The sequence below is a fragment of the Collinsella sp. AF02-46-1 genome (genome assembly GCF_003465825.1).
Lineage (GTDB): Bacteria > Actinomycetota > Coriobacteriia > Coriobacteriales > Coriobacteriaceae > Collinsella.
On record NZ_QSBV01000001.1, the window covers coordinates 212479 to 235316 of the forward strand.

Consider the following 22838-nt stretch of genomic DNA (forward strand, 5'->3'; position numbering starts at 1 on the left):
AACCTTACGAGAAGTCTGCAACCTGGGCAGTCAGCGCCGCCAGGATCTCCTTGAGCTCAGCTGCACGGTCCCTCTTCTTCTGGACCACCGCAGGCGCGGCCTTAGCCACAAAGCCCTCGTTGGCAAGGGTCTTCTCGCAGCCGGCGAGCTCCTTCTGCGCAGCGGCGATCTCCTTCTCCAGGCGCGCCTTCTCGGCCGAAAGATCAACCTTGCCCTCGAGCACCACAAAGACCTCGACACCGCTATCGACCACGGCGATGCTCGCAGCCGGCTTCTCGACGTCGGTACCCATGACCAGCGAAGCGGTGTTCGCCAGCGGCTCGATGGTCGAACGCAGGCTCTCGAGCTTCTCGATGTCCTCGGCGCCGGCGCGCACGACCACGTCGAGCTCGGCCTTGGGGCTCAAGCGATAACGCGAACGCGTGGCGCGAGCGGCAGACACGACGGTACGGCACAGCTCAAACGCGCGCTCGGCGTCCTCGTCAACATACTTGTCGTAGTCGGCGGGCTCGGGCCACTTGGCGATCATGAGCGCCTCGGCGCGGTTCACGTTGCCCTCGGCGTCCAGGTCGAGCACGCTCGCCGGCATGTTGTCCCAGATCTCCTCGGTGACGAACGGCATGAGCGGGTGCATCAGGCGAATGGAGGTATCGAGCACAAAGATCAGGTTGCGCTGAGCCTGTAGACGGCCCTCGCCCTTCAGGCGGGCCTTGGTGACCTCGACGTACCAGTCGCAGACCTCGTTCCAGAAGAACTGCTGCACGCCGCGGGCCATGTCGCCAAAGGTGTACTGCTCGATACCCTCGGTGACCATCTTGACGGCCTTGGCAAGGCGGCTGAACATCCAGGCGTCGGCCGGCGTCTCCACGACGGGCTCACCTGGCGTATAGCCCTCCATGTTCATGAGCAGGAAGCGGCTGGCATTCCAGATCTTGGTCACAAACGACTTGGCCTGGTCGGTACGCGGGCTGTCGATAAGCTTCTTGGTCTTCTTGTCGATGTTCGCATCAAATTTGACGTCCTGGTTGTTGGTGCACAGCGTGAGCAGGTTATAGCGCATGGCGTCGGCGCCGTACATGCCAATGAGGTCCATGGGGTCAACACCGTTGCCCTTGGACTTGGACATGCGGCTGCCGTCCTTGGCAAGGATCGTCGGGTAGATGACGACGTCCTTAAACGGAACCTCGTCCAGGAAGTACAGCGAGCTCATGACCATGCGGGCGACCCACAGCGCGATGATGTCGCGCGCGGTGACGAGCGCCGTCGTGGGGTGATGGCCCTCGAGCAGCTCGGGCTTTTGCGGCCAGCCCTGCGTGGCAAAGGTCCACAGCTGTGAGCTGAACCAGGTATCCAGCACGTTCTCGTCCTGATGCACGTGATGACCGCCGCACTTGGGGCACACGTCGGTGTCCTCGGTCAGGGCGTCCTCCCAGCCGCAGTCCTCGCAGTAGAACACGGGGATGCGGTGGCCCCACCACAGCTGGCGGCTAATGCACCAGTCCTTGAGGTTCTCCATCCAGGTGGTGTAGGTCTGCGTCCAGCGCGCGGGGTGGAAGGTGACCTTGCCGGAGTTAACGGCGTCGAGTGCCGGCCCCTTGAGCTTGTCGACGGCCACAAACCACTGCTCGGACAGCCACGGCTCCAGCGCGGAGTCGCAACGGTAGCAGTGCATGACGGAGTGGTCGAGCTCTTCGACGTGGTCGAGCAGGTCGTGATCCTCGAACCACTTGATGACGGCCTCGCGGCACTCGTCGCGGTTCATGCCGGTGAACTCGCCGTAGCCCTCAACAACTACCGCGTGCTCATCGAAAATGTTAATCTGCGACAGGTCGTGGGCCTGACCCATGGCATAGTCGTTGGGGTCGTGGGCCGGTGTGACCTTGACAAAGCCGGAACCGAAGTTGGCGTCAACGTGGTAGTCGGAGAAGATGGGGATCTCGCGGTCGACGATGGGGAGCTTGACGGTCTTGCCCACAAAGGCGGCCTTATCGGGGTCCTTCGGGGAGACGGCAACGCCCGTGTCGCCGAGCATGGTCTCGGGGCGCGTGGTGGCGACGACGATGTAGTCCTGACCGTTGACCGGCTCGGTCAGCGGGTAGCGCAGGTGCCACAGGTGGCCCTTCTCGTCCTTGTACTCGGCCTCGTCGTCCGAGATAGCAGTAGTGCAGTTGGGGCACCAGTTGACGATGCGCTTGCCGCGGTAGATCAGACCGTCGTGGTACCAGTCGCAAAAGACCTTGCGCACGGCCTGCGCGTAGTCCTCGTCCATGGTAAAGCGCTCGTTATCAAAGTCGACGGAGCAGCCCATGCGCTTGATCTGCTCGACGATGATGCCGCCGTACTCGTGGGTCCAATCCCAGCAAGCGTCGACAAACTTGTCGCGACCGATCTCCAGGCGGCTGATACCCTCGCTCTTGAGCTTCTTGTCGACCTTGGTCTGCGTAGCGATACCGGCGTGGTCGGTGCCGAGCACCCAGCGCGTGGACTTGCCGCGCATGCGGGCCATACGGATGATGGCGTCCTGGATGGAGTCGTCGGTGGCGTGACCCATGTGGAGCTTACCGGTCACGTTGGGAGGCGGAATGGTGACGGTGCAGTCGCCCACGCCCTCGCGGCGCTTGTAGTAGCCGCCGTCGAGCCACTTCTGCAGGATCGCCGGCTCGTTGGTCGACGGATCGTAGTTCTTGGGCATCTCTTCCATATATCTCTCCCTGTCCCGCCGGCGTGTCCGCCTGCTTGGTTTTCGCTCGGTCAGGTCCTGGCTCGCACGAAGAGCACATTTAGTGCTCTTCGGCTCGTGCGGAATCTACGAAAACCAAGCAGGCGGACACGCCTTAGGTATCGATTACTTCAGTCTGAAGGTACTAGCTAAACAATCTCACAGAATAGCACAGGCATACCTGCCGAATAGGGACAGGTTTATTCTGGTAGGTTTTATCAGGGGAAACGACAGTTGCCCATATAAAACCGACCAAAATAAACCTGTCCCTAAATAGCAGGTCCCGCGGTGGTTGCCGCGGGACCTGGATTCAAGCTATTTAGCCGTAGATGCGTTGGGGCTGTTCTTCGCCCTTAACCGCCGCTTCGGTCACGATGACCTTGGCGACACCCTCCTCGCTGGGGAGGTCGAACATCGTCTGCTGAAGCACGTCTTCGCAGATGGCACGCAGGCCGCGGGCGCCGGTCTTGCGGGCGAGCGCCATACGGGCGATCTCGTGCAGAGCTTCGTCCTCAAACTCCAGCTCAACGTCCTCGAGCTGGAACATCTTGCGGTATTGACGCACCACGGCGTTCTTGGGCTCGGTCAGAATCGACACCAGGTCGTCCTCGTCGAGCGCCTGCGTCTGGGTGACAACGGGCGTACGGCCCACGAACTCGGGGATCATGCCAAAGGCGTTGAGGTCCTGCGGGAGCACCTGACGCAGCAGGTCGTTCTCGTCGACCGAGGTGGGGCCGGCGATCTCGGAGTTAAAGCCCACGCCCTTGTTGCCCACGCGGTCGGCGATGATCTTGTCCAGACCCACAAAGGCACCGCCGCAGATAAACAGGATGTTGGTCGTGTCGATCTGCAGGAGCTCCTGCTGGGGATGCTTGCGGCCGCCGGTGGGCGGAACGCTGGCCACCGTGCCCTCAAGAATCTTAAGCAGTGCCTGCTGAACGCCCTCGCCCGAAACATCACGGGTAATAGAGAGGTTCTCGGCCTTGCGGGCGATCTTGTCAATCTCGTCCACGTAGATAATGCCCACCTGAGCGCGCTCAATGTCGCCATCGGCGGCGTTGATGAGCTTGAGCAGGATGTTCTCCACATCCTCTCCCACGTAGCCAGCCTCGGTGAGCGCGGTGGCGTCGGCGATGGCAAACGGAACCTCGAGGATGCGCGCGAGCGTCTGGGCGAGCAGGGTCTTGCCGGTACCGGTGGGGCCGAGCAGCAAAATGTTGGACTTGGCGAGCTCCACCTCGTCCATATCGTCGTCGATCTGCGAGCCCATGCCGTCGTCAAAGGCAGACAACGCGGCGCCGCCCTCGATCACGCGGCGATAGTGATTGTACACGGCCACCGACATGGCGCGCTTGGCGTCCTCCTGACCCATAACATAGGCCGAAAGCTCGTCATAGATCTCGTGCGGCGTCGGCACGTGCGTGATGACCTGGCGGTCGTCCTCGAGCTCAAAGCCCTCGGCCTCGGGGTCCACGGCGGGCTGGGATGCAGCCTGGCCGTGGTCGTTGAGGAAGCCCGGCAGCTTGCCGTTGCGGGCAGCGTCCATAAAGTCCGAAGCCAGCGACTCCTCAAGGATCTCGGAACAGGCGGCGACGCACTCGTCACAGATAAAGATGTTGGTCGGGCCCTTTACGAGGCGACGGACCTGGCCCTGCTCTTTTCCGCAAAAGGAGCAGCGGATGGGGTTGCCGTTCTCGTCAAAGTTGTCCTGCATGTTACCTGCCATCCTAGGCATCCTTCGCGGCGAGATCTCGCGAGGTGACGATACGGTCAATCAGGCCGTAGTCGAGGGCCTCGGCGGCGGTCAGGTAGTTGTCGCGCTCGGTATCGGCCTGGACCTTCTCGATGGGCTGGCCCGAGGCATCGGACAAGATCTGGTTGAGCTCGCGGCGGGTCTTCTTGATCTCCTCGGCCACAATCTCAATCTCGGTCTGCTGACCCTGGGCACCGCCGCTGGGCTGGTGAATCATGACTTTGGAGTGCGGCAGGCAGAAGCGCTTGCCCTTAGCGCCGGCCGAAAGCAGCACGGCGGCCATGGACGCGGCCATACCGACGCAGATGGTGGAGACCTGCGGCTTGATGAAGTTCATGGTGTCAAGAATCGCCAGGCCGGAGTAAACCTCGCCACCGGGCGAATTGATGTAGAGCGAGATATCCTTCTCGGCATCCTGGCTCTCAAGATGCAGCAGCTGGGCAACGACCAGGTTGGCGCTGACGGAGTTGATCTCCTCGCCCAAGAAGATGATGCGGTCGTTGAGCAGGCGCGAATAGATATCGTAGCTGCGCTCGCCGCGCGGCGTCTGCTCGATAACGTATGGCACGAGGGCGGAATCGAACTTAGCGATCATACGCATCTCCATTTCTCTCTTGCGGACCAAATTGGTTCTAGATAAACGTACGGTGCCCGCATGCTATGCATTGGCTGGCACCGTACGAAGCAACCGGATAACCGGCTATTAACTTTACCCCATCACGGGCACATACATGCGCTCGCGGGCAAGGTGGCGAGAATTACTCGGCGTCCTTGGCGGTCTCGTCGACCTCGGTCACCTTGGCGTTCTCGACCAGGTGGTCGACGGCCTTGGAGCGACGGATGGACTCGCGGACGGCAGGCATGCGGCCATCGGCGATGAACTCGGCCTTGGAAGCCTCGACGTCCTTGACGCCGGCCTTCTCGAACTCGGCGTTGATGTCGTCCTCGGTGACCTCAATCTTGAGCTCACGCGCGAGGGCGTCCAGAGCCAGGGACTCACGGGCAACGTCGTTGGCCTGCTTATGCAGGTCGCCGATGAACTGCTCCATGGTCAGACCGGAAGCGGGCAGCCAGGTGTCGAGCGTCATGCCGCGGGCAGCGAGGTTGGACAGGAAGTTCTGGCCAAGCTCCTCAAAGACGGACTGCTCGTAGTCGGCGTCCATCTCGTCGAGCTGCAGACGCTCGGCGAGAGCGGAGACGCAACGGTTCTCCTTCTCGGCCGGCAGGCGGGAAGCCTTGTCCTGCTCAATCTCAATCTTGATGGCGTCGCGCATGGCGCCGATGCTGTCGAAGCCAAAGTCGGACTTGACGAGCTCGTCGGTGAGCTCGGGGGTGTTGCGGACCTTGATGCCCTTGACGGTGACCTCGACGGTGTGGGTCTCGGCCTCCTCGCCCTCCTCGGCCTCGTCGGTCCAGGTGACGGACTTGACGTCGTCAACGTTGGCGCCGATCAGAGCCTCGTTGAACTCGGCGGGGTTGCTGTCGCTACCGGCGATGAGCATACGGCCCTCGGCGGCAAAGTTGTCGGCGTTCTCGACGGCCTTGAGGTCGACGGTAACGTAGTCCTCGGACTCGACAGCGCGGCCCTCGACATCCTCGAAGGTGGCACGGTAGTTGAGGAGCATCTCGACCTGGTTGTTGATCTCGGACTCGGTGACCTCCGCAGGGGGCATCTCGATCTCGACAGCGTCGAAGGAGGAGAGCTCAGCGGCGGGACGCAGGGAGAACTCGACGGTGTAGGTGTAGTCCTCGTGATCCTTAGCGAGGTCGAGGTCCTTGTAGTCACCGTTCTTGGTGGGGACGATGTCCAGCTCGTTGAGGACGGCGGGCTCGTTGGCGGCGATCAGGTCGTTGGTGGCCTGAGCGAGGGTAGCCTCGGCGCCAAGAGCAGAGTCGATAACCGGACGGGGAGCCTTACCGGCGCGGAAGCCCGGGAAGCGGTACTTCTTGGCGGTGTCCTTGTAAGCCTTCTTGATCGCGGCGTCGACGTCGGCGGCCGGGATGGTGACCGTAGCGGTGAGCTTGGCGTCCTTGACGTCAGAAGCGGTGATGTTCAACACGTTCCTCCTCATACTGCCCAGCTTATCTGAGGTGCTGGTACCTTTATGCAACAAAGAGTCGCGACGGCCAGGGCCGACGCAGATGCGTTGGTGCGGGCGAAAGGACTCGAACCTTCACGGGAATCCCACCAGAACCTAAATCTGGCGCGTCTACCAATTCCGCCACGCCCGCATGAGCGCACAGATTAGGAATGATAGCAGATACGAGCGACAAGCGCACGCACACGTTTTACAGGCTCACGACCTCACCACGAGTGCAAAAGGCGGGTCGAGTTGCCCCGCCCCGCCAATTACGACTTGTTCGCCGACCCGCTACTCCCCCAGCAGCGCTTTCTCCGGCGTGATGGGCAGCGAGCGGACCTGGTGGCCCGTGGCGTGTGCGACGGCCGAGGCCACGGCGGCGAGCGGCGTGTTGATGACGACCTCGCCGATCGACTTGGCGCCAAACGGGCCCGTCGGCTCGTAGCTCGGCTCAAAGGCCACGCGAATGCTGCCGATATCCAGGCGCGTAGGCAGCTTGTAGCTCATAAAGTTGCCGGTGCGCAGGCGGCCACGGTCGTCGTGCTCGACGATCTCGTAGAGCGCATGACCGATACCCTGGGCAATGCCGCCCTCGGCCTGGACGCGCGCGAGCGCCTCGTTGATCACGGTGCCGCAGTCCACAGCCGCCGCGTAGTCCACCACGGTCACCTTGCCGGTGGCCTTATCGACCTCGACCTCGGCAATGCCGGCCATAAACGGCGGAGGCGAAACGGGCAGGCAGGCAGAGGCATGCGAGGTGAGCGCGTCGCCGCCCGCGATGTTCTTGACGCATAGGTTGGCAAAGTCGCGCAGCGTGAGGTAGCGGTTCTGCTCGCGCGCGGCACGCTCGTCGGACAGGCGCACGTACTGGCCATCAAAGACCACGTCGGCGGCGTCCACATCCCACATCTGGGCGGCCTTGACGCAAATCTTCTCGCGCAGCTCGGTCGCGGCGTTCTTGGCTGCCAGGCCCGTCACGTAGGTACCGGAGCTCGCGTACGAGCCGGCGTCGAACGGCGACACGTCGGTATCCACGCCGCGCACCACAATGAGCAAGCTTTCAACGCCCAACTCCTCGGCGGCAATCTGCGCCAGAATCGTATCGACGCCCATGCCGTTATCGGTGGCGCCGGTCGAAAGCGTAATAAAGCCGTCCTCTTCCAGGCGCATGTCGATGCCGGCGATGTCCACGTTGGAGATGCCCGAGCCCTGCATGGTGAGCGCGCAGCCCAGGGCGCGCACGTGGTCGCCCAGGTCCACGGCCAGCGGCTTGTCGCGCCAGCCGATCATGTCCATCGCACGCAGCAGGCAGCGGTCGAGCGCGCAGGCGTTGAGCTTCTCGTTGTAGTACTGCGGCATGACCTCGCCCTCGCGCACGATGTTCTTAAGGCGCAGGTCGGCAGGGTCCATGTGCAGCATGTCGGCGAGCTCGTTGACGGCGCTCTCCACGGCAAACTGGCCCTGGGTAGCACCGTAGCCGCGATACGCGCCGCCGCGGTTGGTGTTGGTGTAGACGGCGTCCCACCTAAAGCGGCTCGCCTTCACATGGTTGTAGATGGGCAGGCTCTTGTGGCCCGAAAGGCCGATGGTCGTGGTGGCGTGCTCGCCGTACGCGCCGGCGTTGGACAGCGTATGCAGGTCGATGGCCGTGATGGTGCCGTCGTTCATGGCGCCCAGCTTAACGGTCATCTGCATCTGATGGCGCGAGTTGCCCGCGGTGATGGTCTCCTCGCGGGTGTAGCAGCAGTAGCTCGGACGGCCGGTCTGCTGTGTCACGAACGCCACGAAGATCTCACAGCAGCCCGTCTGCTTGGAGCCAAAGCCGCCGCCGATGCGCGGCTTGATAACCTGCACCTGCGACTGCGGAATGTCGAGCGACTGCGCGACCATGCGGCGCACGTGGAAGGGCACCTGCGTGGAGGAGGTCACCGAGATGCGGCCGAACGCGTCGGTCGTCGCGAAGGCGCGGAAGGTCTCCATGGGCGCGGTCTGCGTGGCCTGGCTGGTGTAGGTGCGCTCAAAGACGATGTCGCTCTGGGCAAAGGCCTCGTCCAGGTCGCCAAAGTCGCTGGTACCGCTGCACACCAGGTTACGGGGAACGTCGCCGCCCTGCGGGAACATGAAGGTCACGTCGCCCTCGGGGTGGACCACGATGTCGTTATCGAGCGCCTGGGTAAAGTCGAGCAGGGGCTCGAGCACCTCGTAGTCGACCTTGATGAGCTTGAGCGCCTTATCGGCGGCCTCCTCGGTCTCGGCGGCGACGATCGCCACCTCTTCGTTTTGGTAGCGCACGAGGTTCTCGAGGATCAGACGGTCGTAGGGACTCGGCTGCGGATAGCTCTGACCGGCGATGGTAAAGCGACGCTTGGGCACGTCCTCGTAGGTATAGACGCCCACCACGCCGGGCACCTTCAGGGCGCGCGACGTGTCGATGGAGCGGATCTTGGCGCGGGCATACGGGCTGCGCTTGAGCTTGACGATCAGGGCGCCGGCGGGCACCAGGTCGCCCGTGTAGACCGGACGGCCCTCGAGCAGGGCCTTCGAGTCCTTCTTGGGCTGTTTGTGGGTGATTTGCTTGTAGGAGACGCCGTCGCAGCTGGTGTCGTTGACCGGCAGCTCGGGCATCTCAAAGCCCACCCGCACGCCGGACTCGTTGAGAAAGCGCACGATGGCGCGCAGCTGGCTCTCGTAGCCGCTGCAGCGGCAAAGATTGCCGGCGAGCTGGCGCGAGAGCTCCTCGCGCGTGGCGACGAGCGTCGGGTCCTCCTTGGCGGCGCGGGCGAGCGCCAGCACGTTCATGATGAGGCCGGGGGCGCAAAAACCGCACTGCTCGGCGCCTTCGGCAGCCATCGCGCGGGCGAGCGCCTCGGACTCGGCCTTGAGGCCCTCGAGCGTGGTGACGGAGCGGCCCTCGACGCGCGCGGCGGGAACCGAGCAGCTCAGCACCGGGTCGCCGTCGAGCCACACCGTGCACAGGCCGCAGTTGGTGGTTTCGCAGGCGCAGCGTACCGACGCGCAGCCCTGCTCGCGCAGCAGCGCAAAGAGCATGGTGTCGGGGGCAATCTGAACCTTGACCTTGCGACCGTTGAGCGTAAAAGAAAGATCGATGAGTTTGGCAGCCATTAGCGCACCTCGCTAGAATCGACGCCGGGCACGCGGCGGCAGGAATACTCGTCCGTGGCGTGCTTGGGAATCTGCACGCCCTCGAGCTCGCGGACAAGCGCGGCCGAAAGCTCAATGCCGGCGGCGCGGCGCACGGCCTGAATCGCCAGCGGGGCCGAGATGCGGCGGCGGTAGTCGGCCGAGCCCCACAGGTTGGTGCCGTAGCTCAGGGTACGCACGGATGCGGCAAGGGCGCACAGCTCGTCCTCGGAAGGCTGCTCGTTCACCAGGCCGCATGCCTCGCCCCGCAGCAGGGTCGCGCGCAGCGGGCGGGCACCCACGGTGACGTGCCAGGAGCCGTCCCACCAGGCGGCGGTGACGTTCAGCGAGGGGAAGTCGGTCGCGGCCTTGCGCACGGCCTCGTAGCTTGCGCGGTAGTCGTGTTTAACGACCACAACATGCTCGATCACGTCGCGCACGTAGCCCATGTTCACAAACTCGGCGAGCGGCACGCGGCCGGCACCTGTCAGCTTAACGTATGAATCGAGTGCCAAAAAAGCCGAAAGCACGTCCGAGAAGCCAAAGCGGCCGTAGATGCTGCCGCCCACCGTGGCGGTATTGCGCAGCTGCACGCCCACGATATCGTGGACGGCAAACTCAAAGACATTGTTGACGAGCGCGTTGAGCTCGGCATGGCGCTCGAGCTGGCGTAGGGTGCACATGGCACCGATGCGAAACTCGGTCTCGGTCTCCTCGATCTGATCGAGTCCGCAGGCCGAAAGGTCAATCGCCGTCGCCACGCGACGCGAACCCAGGCGCATCCAGATGCCGCCGCCCACAATCTTGTTGTTGCGGTTCTTCTGTAAGAGCTCATAGGCTTCGGCCGCGTTTCCAACACGGACGTAGGTACCGAACTTGAGCACGTTCTCCCCCATCTCTTTACTTGTCCAGTACCCCTAAGTGTACCAAACGAGGGCGCACGGCCCTCACCACCATAGAAAAAGGCTCCCAGCACAAATGCTGGGAGCCTCATCAGGTGCTATGTCGAGCTGGGCTTAGCAGACGCCCTGAGCGAGCATGGCGTCGGCGACCTTCAGGAAGCCGGCGATGTTGGCGCCCATGACAAAGTTGCCCTCCTGGCCGTACTCCTTGGCGGTGTCGTCCACGTTGTGGAACATGCCGCGCATGAGCTGCTCGAGCTTGCCGTCGACCTCCTCGAAGGTCCAGGACAGGTGCTCGGCGTTCTGGCTCATCTCCAGGCCGGACACGAGCACGCCGCCGGCGTTGGCAGCCTTACCGGGCATAAAGGCGACGCCGTTCTCTTGGAAGTAGGTCGTGGCCTCGATGGTCGTGGGCATGTTCGCGCCCTCGCCGACCACCTTGCAGCCGTTGGCGACGAGCGCCTGGGCGTCCTCGAGCAGCAGCGTGTTCTCGCGGGCGCAGGGCAGGGCGATGTCGCAGGGCAGCTGCCACACGCCGCGGCCGTCGCCCTCGTGCCACACGGCACCGGGCTTCTCGTCAACGTACATGGCGAGCGTGACGCCCTTGTCGTGGCCGGAGCGCTTCTGGTTGTAGACGTGCTCGAGCACGGAGTAGTCGATGCCGTCGGGATCCTCGACCCAGCCGTGGGTGTCGGAGCAGGCCAGCACCTTGCCGCCGAGCTGCGCGACCTTCTGGACGGCATAGATAGCAACGTTGCCGGAACCGTGAACGACGACGTTCTTGCCCTCGAAGGAGTCGCCGCGGCTCTTGAGGTACTCGTCCACAAAGTAGACCAGGCCGTAGCCGGTGGCCTCGGTACGGGCGAGCGAGCCGCCAAAGGAGAGGCCCTTGCCAGTGAGGACGCCGGTCCACTCGTTGGTCAGGCGCTTGTACTGACCGAACATGTAGGCAACCTCGCGGCCGCCAACGCCAAGGTCGCCGGCGGGAACGTCGGTGTTGGGGCCAATGTGGCGATAGAGCTCGGTCATGAAGGACTGGCAGAAGTGCATGATCTCGTTGTTGGACTTGCCCTTGGGGTCAAAGTCGGAGCCGCCCTTGCCGCCGCCCATGGGAAGGGTGGTCAGGCTGTTCTTGAGGATCTGCTCCAGGCCCAGGAACTTAAGCATGCCCAGGGTGACCGTCGGATTAAAGCGCAGGCCGCCCTTGTAGGGTCCAATGGCAGAGTTGAACTCGACGCGGTAACCGCGGTTGACCTGAACCTTGCCCTGGTCGTCGACCCAGGGAACACGGAACATGACGATGCGCTCGGGCTCGACGAGGCGCTCAAGCAGGGCGGCCTCCTCGTACTCGGGGTGGGCGTCGAGCGCCGGCTGGATGGTGCCGAGGATCTCGGTCGCGGCCTGGATGAACTCAGGCTGCTCGGGATAGCGGGCCTTGAGCTCGTCGAGAACTTTCTGCGTGTAGCTCATGCTTCCTCCAATGATGGGAAAGAAAAGTGTCGGTCGCGGCACCCTATGCGCCGCGAGCTTTATCGAGTATGGATAATATCGCACTGTTGCCGCAAAGTTACGAATAAGACCGCGGGCGGATGTTTCATTTTGATTACGATGCAGGTAGATGCGTTTTTGAGCGCCTGACGTGCAAGTTGCGTGTTTCGAAGCTGTTTCCCGCACGTTTCAAAACCACCACAAAGGGGACAGGCACCTTTGTGGTGGTTTTGGCGAGATACGTTGGCGGGAACGTATGTGAATCGAACACATCCAAGACGTTTTGCACGCCTCGCAACGGTTTTGAGGACCGCGGGGCCCACCGGAGCCCATCCGTTCCCAAGCGTGGCGGTATTTTACCAAACCGAACAGCCCGCAACTGCAAGGAGGACCAGGGCAGCGATGCAAAGCCCCTAACGCAGCGATCTTAGGCCGCCGGCATCCTTGTCGAGTGCGGTAAAGCGCACGGCATCCAGGTGCTCCAAGATGCTGATCGCTCGCTTGCGCGACACACCCAAGGCCTCGCGCAATACACTCGTGGTGGTAGCGCCGCCGGCAGCCTCGATAGCCGCAAAAACAACCTCACGCGCATGGGCCTCGGCGGCGGCGGACAAGGCAACGTCGTGCTCGACCTTAACGATCGAGTGGTTGAGCGAAAGCTCGCGCAGCGCACGCGTCATGGTGTCGCGATCGAGTTGCAACTGCTGTCCCAGCTCGGGCAGCGTCGGCGCGTCGAGGCCGGCCTCATCCAGCAGGGCCACAATGCGATGGCTAGCCTCGCGCACCACGCGTAACGCCGCAGCGGCGGAATGCGAGTCGAAGACCTCGGCACCGTCGATGGCGCAGATGCCGCGCACACAGCCCTCGAGGATGAGCGCGGAGGCGACATCTTCGCCCGCTGTCGGCCAGGCGGCATGCGCGACCTCGCCCGGCGTGAAACCCGTCTGCTTGGGCGCGGCCCCGTGCATGGCGGCCAGCGTGACGGAGAGCGTGGCGAGGGCGGCATCGAGCACAGCGGGGGCGGCATAGAGCTCCTCGGTCGAGCGCTCGGCACGAAGCGCCACGGCGTCACCCGAGGAAACCGCCCCGTGCAGGAGCGCAGCCGCCTCGGCACCCGAAAGATCGAGAGCACGGGCTGCGGCCGCGGCAGGCACGGGCAGGCGCTGCAGCCCCAACCATGCGGCAACGGCGGCGGCGCGGTCGTCGGCATCCAGGGCCCCGAGCAGCGCGCACTCGCCCGCGGAGAGGACGCGCGAGCGGCGACACCGCGAAAGAAGAACACGACCGCCGCCGATAAGCACCACCGGCGAGAACGCGAGCACAATGAGGCCGTCGCCCGATCGCACGGGAAGGCGCTCCTCCAGACGGACCTGCACGATGCGGGTCTCGCCAGCCTCAATAGGACCCTCACCCTCCATGAGCATGATTCGGCCGAGGACCTCCGCCGTGCCCGCCATCACATGCACGCGCGTACCGGACTCGAAGGGCGCGGGCTTGGTGCCCTCGCGCCCCAGATACGTGAAGCGGGCGATGAGCCTGAGCGTCGAGCCCTCGGCACCAGACCCGCAGAGGACCTCGCCACGCGGAAGGTCGCCCGCACCGTCGCCCACGATGTTGAGCGCCGCGCGCTGTCCGGGCAACGCCCGAGGAGTATCACCATGCACCTGAATCGCGCGCACGCGGCAGCGCACGCCCGCGGGACATGAGACGAGCTCGTCGCCCACCGCTACGGGGGCATCGTGAAGCGTGCCCGTGACGACCGTCCCGGATCCCTTGATGGTGAAGCAGCGGTCGATGGGCAGGCGCGGGGCCAGACCGGGGCGCACCGGGCGGGATGCGGCATCGGCCAGGAAAGAGTCGATGGCGGCATCGAGGGCAAGGCGAACGTCCTCGATGCCCACGCCCGTGCGCGAGGAAACAGGCACCACGGGCGCATCGGCAAAGACGGTATCGCTGAGGAAGTCCATCACGTCGAGCTCGGCGAGCTCCGCCGTCTCGTCATCGGCCAGATCGCGCATCGTGAGCGCCACCACGAGGTGCCTCACGCCCAACAGCTCCAACACGTACACGTGCTCTCGCGTCTGCGGCATCACGCCCTCAACGGCAGAAACCACCAGCAACGCAACGTCCACGCCGGTGGCACCCTGTACCATCGCGCGCAGGTAGTGCGCATGCCCGGGCACGTCAACCAAGCCGACAAGCTTGCCGCTGGGAAGCTCGAGCTCGCCAAAGCCGAGCTCAGTGGTCATGCCTCGGCGCCGTTCGACCTCCAGACGGTCGGGATTTTTGCCGGTCAGCGCCTCGATAAGGGCCGACTTTCCGTGGTCGACGTGTCCTGCTGTTCCAACGACAACGGGACACTCGACAAGCTCAAGCGCGGTCATCAACGCAAACCCGCCCGCACGGCATCCACCAACGCAGACGCACACAGGTCAAGGTCGGTGTCGCGCAAAAGCGTGCGAACGTCAAACAGTACCTGGTCGTGTCGCACGCGCGTCACAACCGGCGTATCGGGCTCCTGAACCAAAGCGCGCTTTAGGCCATCGGCAGATAGGCGCCCATCGACGGGGCAGACGGCAACGCAAAATGTTGGGAGCTCGACGGTCGGCAGCGATCCGCCGCCGGGAGCAGAGGCGCCCTCGACAACCTGCAGCTCCACCGCCTCCTCGAACTGAGAGTCGCGAAGCTTGCGCAGCATGCGGTCGTGCAGGCGCTTGGCCTGACGCTCGAGCGGAGCCGGCGCAGCGGAAAGCATGTTGAGCACCGGGATCTCACGATGTGCCGTATCGGGACCGGCCACATACAGACGCAGGGTGGCCTCGAGCGCCGCGAGCGTGAGCTTACCGGGGCGAAGCGCGCGCATAAGCGGATGAGAGGCGCAGGCGGCGATTGCCTGGGCGCTGCCGAGGATGATGCCCGCCTGCGAAGCACCGAGCAGTTTGTCGCCCGAGCACGAGACGACGTCAACGCCGGCGCCAAGAGACACGGACGTGGGCCTCTCCCCCGCATCGGCGAGTACCCCATCTGCAAGCAAAGCGCCTGAGCCTTGGTCCTCGTAAAGCAACAGGCCATGTTCATGCGCCAGCGCAGAAAGCTCCGCCACGGAAACCTCCTCGTGGAAGCCCTCGATACGGTAGTTGGAAGGATGGACTTTGAGGATCATCGCCGTGTTGGGCGTGATGGCGTTTCGATAATCATCCAGATGTGTGCGGTTGGTAGAGCCCACCTCGACAAGCTTGGCACCCGAAGCCGCCATGATGTCGGGGATGCGGAAGCTGCCGCCCACCTCGACAAGCTCGCCGCGGCTCACGATGACCTCTTTGCCGAAGGCATGCGCGGCAAGCACCAAAAGCACCGCGGCGGCATTGTTGTTGACAACTAAGGCGTCCTGCGCCCCCGTGAGCGTGCGCAGCAGACGCGCGGCATGCTCTTTGCGGCCCCCGCGAGCGCAGGTTGAGACGTCATACTCAAGCGTGCTGTAACCTCGGGCGACATCGGTCACCGCCTGCACCGCCGCGGGAGCGAGCGGAGCGCGGCCCAGATTGGTGTGAATCACAACGCCCGTCGCGTTGACGGCAGGGCGCAGGGTCGGCAGCGACAGGCGATGGGTCCGCTGCTCAATTGCCAAGGCGAGCTCGCGCTTGTCCCTTGCAGGGGCGCCGGAGCGAATCGCCGCGCGCTCGGCATCGAGCTCGGCGTCAATCGCCTCGCGTACCATCGTGTCGCCTGCATCGCCAGCAGCCTTCATGACCGGCCACTCGGCAAGCAGCTCGTGAACGGCGGGAATGGAACGCAGGCGGCCGCGCACCTCGGCAGACATGGATTCGCAGTCGCTCATGAAAAGCCTTTCGACATGTTCAATAAAAAGCTGGTCCCCCGCGATCGTCATCGGGCAAATAAATACCGGCGCGCACGCAAAAGGGACAGGTCCATTATGGCAGCTCGTGACAAGACGTCGAAGAGCCTCGTCTAAAACCTGCCAAAATAAACCTGTCCCTTTTTGGTCGGTTATGGCTTGGTGGCTTTAGGCCTCCTTATTGGCGTAGATAAACCAGTAGCCCAGCGCCACGATCAGGGCGCCACCCACGATATTGCCCAGCGTGGCGACCGTAAGGTTGAGCGCCAACCCGGCAGCGTTGAGGGCATCGGCGCCGGCGACATCGGCTCCATAGCCGCAGGAGTGCATCAAAATGCCCATGGGCAAAAAGTACATGTTGGCAACGCAGTGCTCAAAACCGCATGCTACAAAGGCGGCGATGGGCAGCAAAATGCCCACGACCTTGTCGACCACGGTCTTGCCGGCAGTGCCGATCCATACGGCCAGGCACACAAAGATGTTGCACAGAATACCGCGGAAGAAGATGGTAACGGCGCCGATCGTAACCTTACCGGCGGCGACACTCACCATGGTGTTGGCGACGGCCTCGCCGTTGAGTTTGTAAATGGCTGCCATGTAAATCAAAAAGACAACGAACAGGGCGCCGGCAAAATTGCCGATCCACACAATAGCCCAAGCCTTGAGCATCTGGACGAGCGTGATCTTGTTGCTCTTAAGCGCGCAGACCATAAGCGAGTTGCCGGTAAACAGCTCCGCGCCGCAAATAAGCACGAGCACCAGCCCCAGGCAAAAAGCAAGGCCACCCACAAAGCGCTGAGCGCCCCAGCCAAGGGACGCATCGCTCAGAAAGACCGTGAAGAACAGGCCGCCAAAGGCGATGAACGCGCCGGCGAACATGGCGAGCAAAAAGGCCTTCGAGACCGGCAGGTTGGCCTTGGTAACGCCTGCGGCCTCGGTCTTCGCCTCGATCGCGGCGGGCGCCAGGCAATCGGAGGTGGGGTATTCTGCCTTGGAATCTGCCATGTCGATCACTTCTTTCTTACGTTGTGGGACAAGCATTGCCAAAGCACATGTCCCGCGCCGGATGGTCAAAACAAAACAGGCCAGAAGTAAACGTACCTCTGACCTGCAAATTACTTGGAGCGACGGGTTCGTCACCCGGTACTCTCACAAAAACGGCCTTGATCCCAAAAAGAATCAAAGCCGTTAACCAATCTTGTGGAGCGGGCGACGGGAATCGAACCCGCGTCATCAGCTTGGAAGGCTGGGGTTCTACCATTGAACTACGCCCGCAAGATATGGTCGGGACGACAGGATTTGAACCTGCGACATCCTGCTCCCAAAGCAGGCGCGCTACCAAACTGCGCCACGTCCCGAAGGTGTTGAGCAGCTAAGGTCTAAACCTTGCGTGTCCCAAAGCGAAGGAAATTATAGGGGAGACTCCCCGCCTGTGCAAGCATTGATGCCTTAGCTCCTCGAATGTGCGACAAAACGACTATGGAGCAGACCGATCACAAACGCCACCACGGCAACCGGTGCCCACGCAGCACCGATATCTGCCAGCGGCAACGCATCGAACGGTAGCCACGCGCCAGCAAAGAACGCATCACGGGCCGAAGTGATTACGCTCTGCACGGCAACCACGCCGCCGACCCAGACCCACACCTGCGGATGAGCGTCGCAAAAGCCGTGCACCAGGCCCATCAGTACCAGCACGATGGCAACGGGATACAAGGCGTTGAGCATGGGCACCGAAAACATAAGGATCACGTCGAGGCCCACGTTGGAGAGCACGCACGAAAACGCCGCGAACACAAACGCGAGAATTGCAAAGGGGCGGCGCATAGCCTCCTCGGAAGCCTCCGCTCCCCCTTTAACCACATACGTCTCGCAGAAGTAACGCGAGCAGCAGCTGATGAGGCCGATGCACACGTTCATGCAGGCGAGGAAGAAGATCGCAAAGACCACGACCGTGCCGGCAAGGCCAAAATGCATGGAGGCGGAACGGGCGAGGATGGCGGCACCGTTGGTGGCATCGGGAATCACGGTGCTGAGCTGCGCGCCGGCAAGTGCCAGGCCGCAGTAGATGATGGCCATGAGCACACCGGCGATCACGCCGGAGCGCGAAATCTCGAAGGCCACACGGTTGTCATCGGTAACACCCAGCTCATGAATGGTCTCGGCGATGATGATGCCAAAGGCGAGCGACGCGAGCAGGTCCATGGTCTGATAGCCGGTCAAAAAGCCCTGCACGGCAGCACCGGCATTATAGGGAGCCTGCGGCGCGGCAGCGGGACCCAGCGGCGAGATCACGGCAGCGCCCACGACCAATACGATAAGGGCGATGAGCGCGGGGCCCGTAATGCGGCCGAGCACGCGCGTGATGACGCCGGGACGCAGCGTGAGCGCAAATGCGACCACGAAGAATCCGACGGCAAACACCAGGCGAGCCGTGGCGAGCGAGACGCCCTCGGGCAGCAGCGGCACCAGCATCTCGAAGGCCGTGGAGCTCGTGCGCGGGATGGCCAGGCACGGGCCGATAGCCAGATACACCGCCGCGACAAAGAACTCGCCAAATTTGGGGTGCACGCGGCCGGCAAGCTCGCGCGCCGTTCCGGCAAGTGCCACGGCGATAAAGCCCATGACGGGCAGGCCGATGGCGGCGATGAGAAAGCCGAGCATGGCGACCGGCGTGGCAGAACCTGCCTGCAGCGCCAGCAGCGGCGGAATAATAAGGTTGCCGGCGCCAAAGAGCATCGAGAACAGGGCGATACCGACGGTAACGACATGGTCGGAGCGCAGGCCGCGCGGCGCGGATGAGGCCATGGGACCACCTTTCGGGTCGAAACAAAAACGGGACGGGCAAAAGGCCCATCCCGCAAGTATATACGCTTTAGCAAGCTAAATCGCGCAAAGCTTCAATCGCGGCGTCAACTTCCTCGTCCGTGTTGAAATACCCAAACGAGAAACGGACGACGCCCTGGCGCTCGGTCCCCAGCGCACGGTGCATGAGCGGGGCGCAATGGGCTCCGGGGCGCGTCGCAATCCCCCACCCTTGCATGAGCGCATCCGAGATCTCGGCAGAGTCGATTTCGCCCACGTTGAGCGACACGATCGCCGAGCGCGCGGGTTGGTCAAACGCACCGTAGAGCTTAATCCCCGGAATCTTGCGCACACCGGCAAGGAAGCGATCAGCGAGCGCACGCTCGTGGGCAGCAATCGCCTCGACCCCACCCTGGGCCTCGATAAAGTCGAGACCAGCGGAAAGACCCGCGATGCCATGGCCGTTGAGCGTGCCCGCCTCAAGGCGCGTGGGCCACTCAAGCGGCTGCAGTGGGTCAAAGCTGTGCACGCCCGTACCACCCATGGCCCACGGAGCCACGTCAATGCCCTCCGCCACGGCCAGGCCGCCGGTGCCCTGCGGGCCCATGAGCCCCTTGTGGCCGGTAAAGCACACCATGTCGAGCCCCATGGCCTGCATATCGATATGCGCCGTGCCGGCAGACTGCGAGGCATCGACGATCACGAGCGCGCCAGCCGCATGGGCCATGGCGGCTACGCGTGCAATGTCGACCGCGTTGCCGGTCACATTGGAGGCGTGCGTCACCACCACGACACGCGTGCCCGGCGTGACCAGCTGCTCGAGCTCGTCGTAGTCGAGCACGCCGTTCGCGTCGCAGCCCGCATGCTCAACGGTCACGCCCCGCTCTGCCGCCAGGCGATTGAGCGGGCGCAGCACAGAGTTGTGCTCGAGCACCGTCGTGACCACGCGGTCGCCGGGACGCACCACGCCGTTAATCGCCGTATTGAGCGCCGCCGTGGAATTGGGCGTAAAGCACACATGGTCAGCCCTCGGGCAACCCAAGAGGCGCGCGAGCTTGGTGCGGCAGCCGTGAATCGTGCGCGCCGCGTCGAGCGCGCCCGACGTGGCACCGCGCCCGGCATTGCCGAGCGAGCACATCGCCTGCGTCACGGCATCGATGACCGTCTGCGGCTTGTGCATGGTCGTCGCCGCGTTATCCAGATAGATCATCGCACGACCTCCCACATATCAATCACGGTATAGCCCTCGGTGGGAATGCCCGCCGCGGCAAGCTCGGCGCGCAGCAGCTCCTCATCGGCAGGCAATGCCTTCCACGCCAGACCGCAGCCGGCAGCGACCTCCCCGGGCACGGGAATCGTTCGCCCGGGAAGACCGCGCTCGATGCAAAGGGACTCACAGCCCATGGCGGCCGCCGTGGTGGGAAACGTGATGACAAGCGCCGGGCGCTTCTCCCTCATGGCAACTCCAACCAATACGCTACGGGCGCACGACGCGCACGGCCTGCTCCATCTTCTCCACGATCACATACATGTTCGTGACCTCGCCCACGGCAAGCTGGTCCTTAATGCCAAAGTGATCCAGGCAGGTACCGCAGGTGAGGATTTCGACGCCCTGCTCAGCCAGCCCCTTCAGGTCGTCGAGTACCGGCGAGCCCTCGACGGTGAGCTTGGCTCCGCCGTTGTAGAACAGCATGGTCGCGGGCAGCTCCTCCTGCTGCGTCACGGCAAAGATGAAGGCCTTCATGAGCTTGTGGCCCAGCTCGTCGTCGCCGCGGCCCATGCAGTCGGTGTAGACGGAAATGACGAGTTTGCCCTTGCCGGCGCTGGCGTCGCAGAAAGCGGCACCGTCCTGCTCGGGGTCTGCAACGGCCACGGCACCGGCGGTCGCGACAGTCACGTGCCACTCGGCGTCCGAAATCTTCTCGACCGAGGCCGTGCAGCCCTTCTCCTGCGCCATCTTGGAGATGTTCTTGACGGCGGTCTCGTTATCGACCGAGGTCACCACGGCACCCTCGCAGTCAAGCTGTTTGAGTGCCTTAAGCGTCTTGACGACGGGCAGCGGGCAGGCATCGCCCATGGCATTGACTTCAATCTTGGTAGACATAGCTTTTTCCTTTCGAATAAATCGTTTTAGAACGGTACATAGCTCAATAAACGTGTCGTTAACGGACAACGCGGACGGCAGGACCGCCTGGCACCGGCTCGCACACGCGACCGACGACGGCGGCGATACGTCCTTCGGCATGCAGACGGCGCGCAAGCTCATCCACATCGGCAGCAGGCGCCGCGATGAGCAAGCCGCCCGAGGTCTGCGGATCGTACAGCGCATCCAACATACCCGGCTCCAGGTCATCGTCGGCCGTCACGCGCGGGCCAAAGAAATCCTGGTTGCGGTAGGAGCCCGCGGGGATAATGCCCAGACGCGCCATATCGAGCACCTGGTCAAAGAGCGGCACCGCCCCCGACGTAAGCTCAATCTGCACACCCGAGCCCTCGGCCATCTCGCACGCGTGCCCGATCAGGCCAAAGCCCGTGACATCGGTGCAGCCGTGAAGCTCAAGTCCCTCGGCCAGGCGAATCGGCGCCTCGTTGAGGGTGCGCATCGAGTCAAACATGGCTGCGGCCTCGTCCTGCTCGATAAGCTCGCCCTTAATGGCCGTGGTGATGATGCCCGAGCCAACCGCCTTGGTCAGCAGTAACGCATCGCCCACGCGCGCGCCGCTGTTGGCAAGCATCCGATCGAGCGCGACAAAGCCGCTCACGGACAGTCCGTACTTGGGCTCGTCGTCGTTGATGGTGTGACCGCCCGCGATAGAGCAGCCGGCCTCGACGCACTTGTCGGCGCCACCCGCCAGAATCTGGCCGGCAACCTCGACGCCCAGGCAGCTCGGGATGCACAGCAAGTTCATGGCATGGCTCGGCCGCCCGCCCATGGCGTAGATGTCCGACAGCGAGTTGGCCGCGGCGATCTGGCCGAACAGATAGGGATCGTCGACCATCGGCGGGAAGAAGTCGATGGACTGCACGAGGCCCAAGTTGTCGCCAACGCGAAAGACGCTCGCATCGTCGGAGGTATCGAACCCCACGAGCAGGTTGTCGTTATGCACATTGGGTAAGTCACCCAGGACCTGGGCGAGGGCTCCAGGAGCCAACTTAGCGGCTCAACCGCTCGCGGCAGTCATAGACGTGAGCTTAATCTGATCGTCAGCCATCGATACCTCCTCTCATCGGTCAATCATTTTCTCCCAGTATACGCATGAATGCGAGCCTGGGGCGGATGCATTAATTGAGCGCCTGCGCGCGAATCGCCGCGCCGATGGCACCGGCAAAGCGAGCCTGGGGCGAGGTGGTCACCGGCGACCCCAGTAGCTCGCCCAACCGCTCCACCACGAAGGCGTTCTCGCACAGGCCACCGGTCAGGTAGTACGGGGCGCCTGCGGCCTGCCCGGCCATGGTCGCCACGCGCGAGACCACGCTGTCGATCACGCCACGCGCGATGTTCTCGCGCGGCTCACCGCGACCGATCAGGCTGATAACCTCGCTTTCGGCAAACACCGTGCACATGCTGCTGATCTTAGTAGGCTCGCCGGAACGCGCCAGGTCGGCCATCTGCTGCTGGGAAATGCCTAGGCGGTCGGCCATGATCTCCAAAAAACGCCCCGTGCCGGCAGCGCACTTGTCATTCATGGCAAACTTGGCCACGCGGCCGCCTTTAAGCTGGATGACCTTGGTGTCCTGGCCCCCCACGTCGATCACGGTGCCGCGATCGCCAAACAGGCGCACGGCACCGACGCCGTGGCAGGTGATCTCGGTCACGACCTTGTGAGCGTAGGGCACCGCGATGCGGCCGTAGCCGGTCGCGACCACGCGAACATCGTCGGCGCACACGTCATAGCCGGCCGCTTCCAGTGCCTCGCGCAGACGCTCCCCCGCATCGACCGACGAATACCCGGTTGGCTGCACGCACGTCCACGCCACCGAACCCTCTCCATCGACCACAGCGGCCTTAGCCGCCGTAGACCCGATATCGATCCCGATACCTATCATGGCTCTCTCCTCATCAAAACATCAAGGACAGCGGCGCGCTCAGGCG

Annotated in this window: 16 protein-coding genes and 4 tRNA genes; all 20 read right to left on the reverse strand. The window is 63.5% G+C overall.

Annotation, left to right across the window (positions count from 1 at the left end; all coding sequences use genetic code 11):
• Window positions 1-4: 4 nt before the first annotated feature.
• Window positions 5-2701 carry a valine--tRNA ligase gene (locus tag DWV20_RS00995; protein ID WP_118256145.1) on the reverse strand — a complete coding sequence of 899 codons (2697 nt, stop codon included), beginning with the start codon at window positions 2699-2701 and terminating at the stop codon, window positions 5-7.
• Window positions 2702-3038: 337 nt separating this feature from the next.
• Complete coding sequence (gene clpX / locus DWV20_RS01000) at window positions 3039-4445, reverse strand: ATP-dependent Clp protease ATP-binding subunit ClpX (RefSeq protein WP_118256146.1); 1407 nt, start codon at window positions 4443-4445, stop codon at window positions 3039-3041.
• A 1-nt stretch (window position 4446) separates the two neighbouring features.
• Window positions 4447-5067, reverse strand: coding sequence for an ATP-dependent Clp protease proteolytic subunit (locus DWV20_RS01005; protein WP_022095182.1), 621 nt, complete (start codon window positions 5065-5067; stop codon window positions 4447-4449).
• A gap of 163 nt (window positions 5068-5230) precedes the next feature.
• Entirely contained in the window at window positions 5231-6532 is a 1302-nt protein-coding gene (gene tig / locus DWV20_RS01010) for a trigger factor (protein ID WP_233539741.1), read from the reverse strand.
• 88 nt (window positions 6533-6620) lie between these two features.
• Window positions 6621-6704 (reverse strand) — tRNA-Leu (locus DWV20_RS01015).
• 140 nt (window positions 6705-6844) lie between these two features.
• Complete coding sequence (locus DWV20_RS01020) at window positions 6845-9676, reverse strand: molybdopterin cofactor-binding domain-containing protein (protein WP_118256148.1); 2832 nt, start codon at window positions 9674-9676, stop codon at window positions 6845-6847.
• Complete coding sequence (locus tag DWV20_RS01025) at window positions 9676-10578, reverse strand: xanthine dehydrogenase family protein subunit M (RefSeq protein WP_199575592.1); 903 nt, start codon at window positions 10576-10578, stop codon at window positions 9676-9678. Before DWV20_RS01025 ends, DWV20_RS01020 begins: the two co-directional genes overlap by 1 nt.
• Window positions 10579-10710: 132 nt before the next feature.
• Window positions 10711-12066 carry an NADP-specific glutamate dehydrogenase gene (gdhA, locus tag DWV20_RS01030; RefSeq protein ID WP_117646557.1) on the reverse strand — a complete coding sequence of 452 codons (1356 nt, stop codon included), beginning with the start codon at window positions 12064-12066 and terminating at the stop codon, window positions 10711-10713.
• Window positions 12067-12328: 262 nt separating this feature from the next.
• Window positions 12329-12425: transfer RNA gene (locus DWV20_RS09880), tRNA-Sec, on the reverse strand.
• A 72-nt stretch (window positions 12426-12497) separates the two neighbouring features.
• Window positions 12498-14468: a selenocysteine-specific translation elongation factor gene (gene selB / locus DWV20_RS01035; protein WP_118256149.1), complete on the reverse strand. Its 1971-nt coding sequence runs from the start codon at window positions 14466-14468 to the stop codon at window positions 12498-12500.
• The gene (selA, locus tag DWV20_RS01040) at window positions 14468-15922 is read right to left on the reverse strand and encodes an L-seryl-tRNA(Sec) selenium transferase (protein ID WP_158566265.1); all 1455 of its coding nucleotides are present in this window, start codon (window positions 15920-15922) and stop codon (window positions 14468-14470) included. Before selA ends, selB begins: the two co-directional genes overlap by 1 nt.
• Window positions 15923-16108: 186 nt before the next feature.
• On the reverse strand, window positions 16109-16945 hold the full coding sequence (locus DWV20_RS01045; RefSeq protein ID WP_117786474.1) for a formate/nitrite transporter family protein: 837 nt from the start codon (window positions 16943-16945) through the stop codon (window positions 16109-16111).
• Between the two features lie 196 nt (window positions 16946-17141).
• A tRNA-Gly gene (locus DWV20_RS01050) sits at window positions 17142-17215 on the reverse strand.
• Window positions 17216-17221: 6 nt separating this feature from the next.
• Window positions 17222-17298: transfer RNA gene (locus DWV20_RS01055), tRNA-Pro, on the reverse strand.
• A gap of 91 nt (window positions 17299-17389) precedes the next feature.
• Window positions 17390-18748 carry a branched-chain amino acid transport system II carrier protein gene (gene brnQ / locus DWV20_RS01060; RefSeq protein WP_118256151.1) on the reverse strand — a complete coding sequence of 453 codons (1359 nt, stop codon included), beginning with the start codon at window positions 18746-18748 and terminating at the stop codon, window positions 17390-17392.
• Between the two features lie 67 nt (window positions 18749-18815).
• Window positions 18816-19955: an aminotransferase class V-fold PLP-dependent enzyme gene (locus tag DWV20_RS01065; protein WP_118256152.1), complete on the reverse strand. Its 1140-nt coding sequence runs from the start codon at window positions 19953-19955 to the stop codon at window positions 18816-18818.
• On the reverse strand, window positions 19952-20203 hold the full coding sequence (locus DWV20_RS01070) for a DUF3343 domain-containing protein (protein WP_118256153.1): 252 nt from the start codon (window positions 20201-20203) through the stop codon (window positions 19952-19954). The genes DWV20_RS01065 and DWV20_RS01070 overlap by 4 nt, the downstream gene beginning before the upstream one ends.
• Window positions 20204-20222: 19 nt before the next feature.
• The gene (gene yedF / locus DWV20_RS01075; protein ID WP_118256154.1) at window positions 20223-20849 is read right to left on the reverse strand and encodes a sulfurtransferase-like selenium metabolism protein YedF; all 627 of its coding nucleotides are present in this window, start codon (window positions 20847-20849) and stop codon (window positions 20223-20225) included.
• Window positions 20850-20907: 58 nt separating this feature from the next.
• The gene (gene selD, locus DWV20_RS01080) at window positions 20908-21957 is read right to left on the reverse strand and encodes a selenide, water dikinase SelD (RefSeq protein ID WP_118256155.1); all 1050 of its coding nucleotides are present in this window, start codon (window positions 21955-21957) and stop codon (window positions 20908-20910) included.
• Between the two features lie 70 nt (window positions 21958-22027).
• Window positions 22028-22792, reverse strand: coding sequence for an acyl-CoA dehydratase activase (locus DWV20_RS01085; RefSeq protein WP_118256156.1), 765 nt, complete (start codon window positions 22790-22792; stop codon window positions 22028-22030).
• Window positions 22793-22838 lie beyond the last annotated feature (46 nt).

What these genes read in the sequence shown, in the direction of transcription:
- DWV20_RS01085 (WP_118256156.1), bottom strand. Translation starts at nt 22,792, where the DNA reads ATGATAGGTATCGGGATCGATATCGGGTCTACGGCGGCTAAGGCCGCT.
- DWV20_RS01005 (WP_022095182.1), bottom strand. Translation starts at nt 5,067, where the DNA reads ATGATCGCTAAGTTCGATTCCGCCCTCGTGCCATACGTTATCGAGCAG.
- DWV20_RS01045 (WP_117786474.1), bottom strand. Translation starts at nt 16,945, where the DNA reads ATGGCAGATTCCAAGGCAGAATACCCCACCTCCGATTGCCTGGCGCCC.
- DWV20_RS00995 (WP_118256145.1), bottom strand. Translation starts at nt 2,701, where the DNA reads ATGGAAGAGATGCCCAAGAACTACGATCCGTCGACCAACGAGCCGGCG.
- selA (WP_158566265.1), bottom strand. Translation starts at nt 15,922, where the DNA reads ATGAGCGACTGCGAATCCATGTCTGCCGAGGTGCGCGGCCGCCTGCGT.
- DWV20_RS01070 (WP_118256153.1), bottom strand. Translation starts at nt 20,203, where the DNA reads ATGAGGGAGAAGCGCCCGGCGCTTGTCATCACGTTTCCCACCACGGCG.
- DWV20_RS01020 (WP_118256148.1), bottom strand. Translation starts at nt 9,676, where the DNA reads ATGGCTGCCAAACTCATCGATCTTTCTTTTACGCTCAACGGTCGCAAG.
- brnQ (WP_118256151.1), bottom strand. Translation starts at nt 18,748, where the DNA reads ATGGCCTCATCCGCGCCGCGCGGCCTGCGCTCCGACCATGTCGTTACC.
- gdhA (WP_117646557.1), bottom strand. Translation starts at nt 12,066, where the DNA reads ATGAGCTACACGCAGAAAGTTCTCGACGAGCTCAAGGCCCGCTATCCC.
- clpX (WP_118256146.1), bottom strand. Translation starts at nt 4,445, where the DNA reads ATGGCAGGTAACATGCAGGACAACTTTGACGAGAACGGCAACCCCATC.
- yedF (WP_118256154.1), bottom strand. Translation starts at nt 20,849, where the DNA reads ATGTCTACCAAGATTGAAGTCAATGCCATGGGCGATGCCTGCCCGCTG.
- DWV20_RS01065 (WP_118256152.1), bottom strand. Translation starts at nt 19,955, where the DNA reads ATGATCTATCTGGATAACGCGGCGACGACCATGCACAAGCCGCAGACG.
- selB (WP_118256149.1), bottom strand. Translation starts at nt 14,468, where the DNA reads ATGACCGCGCTTGAGCTTGTCGAGTGTCCCGTTGTCGTTGGAACAGCA.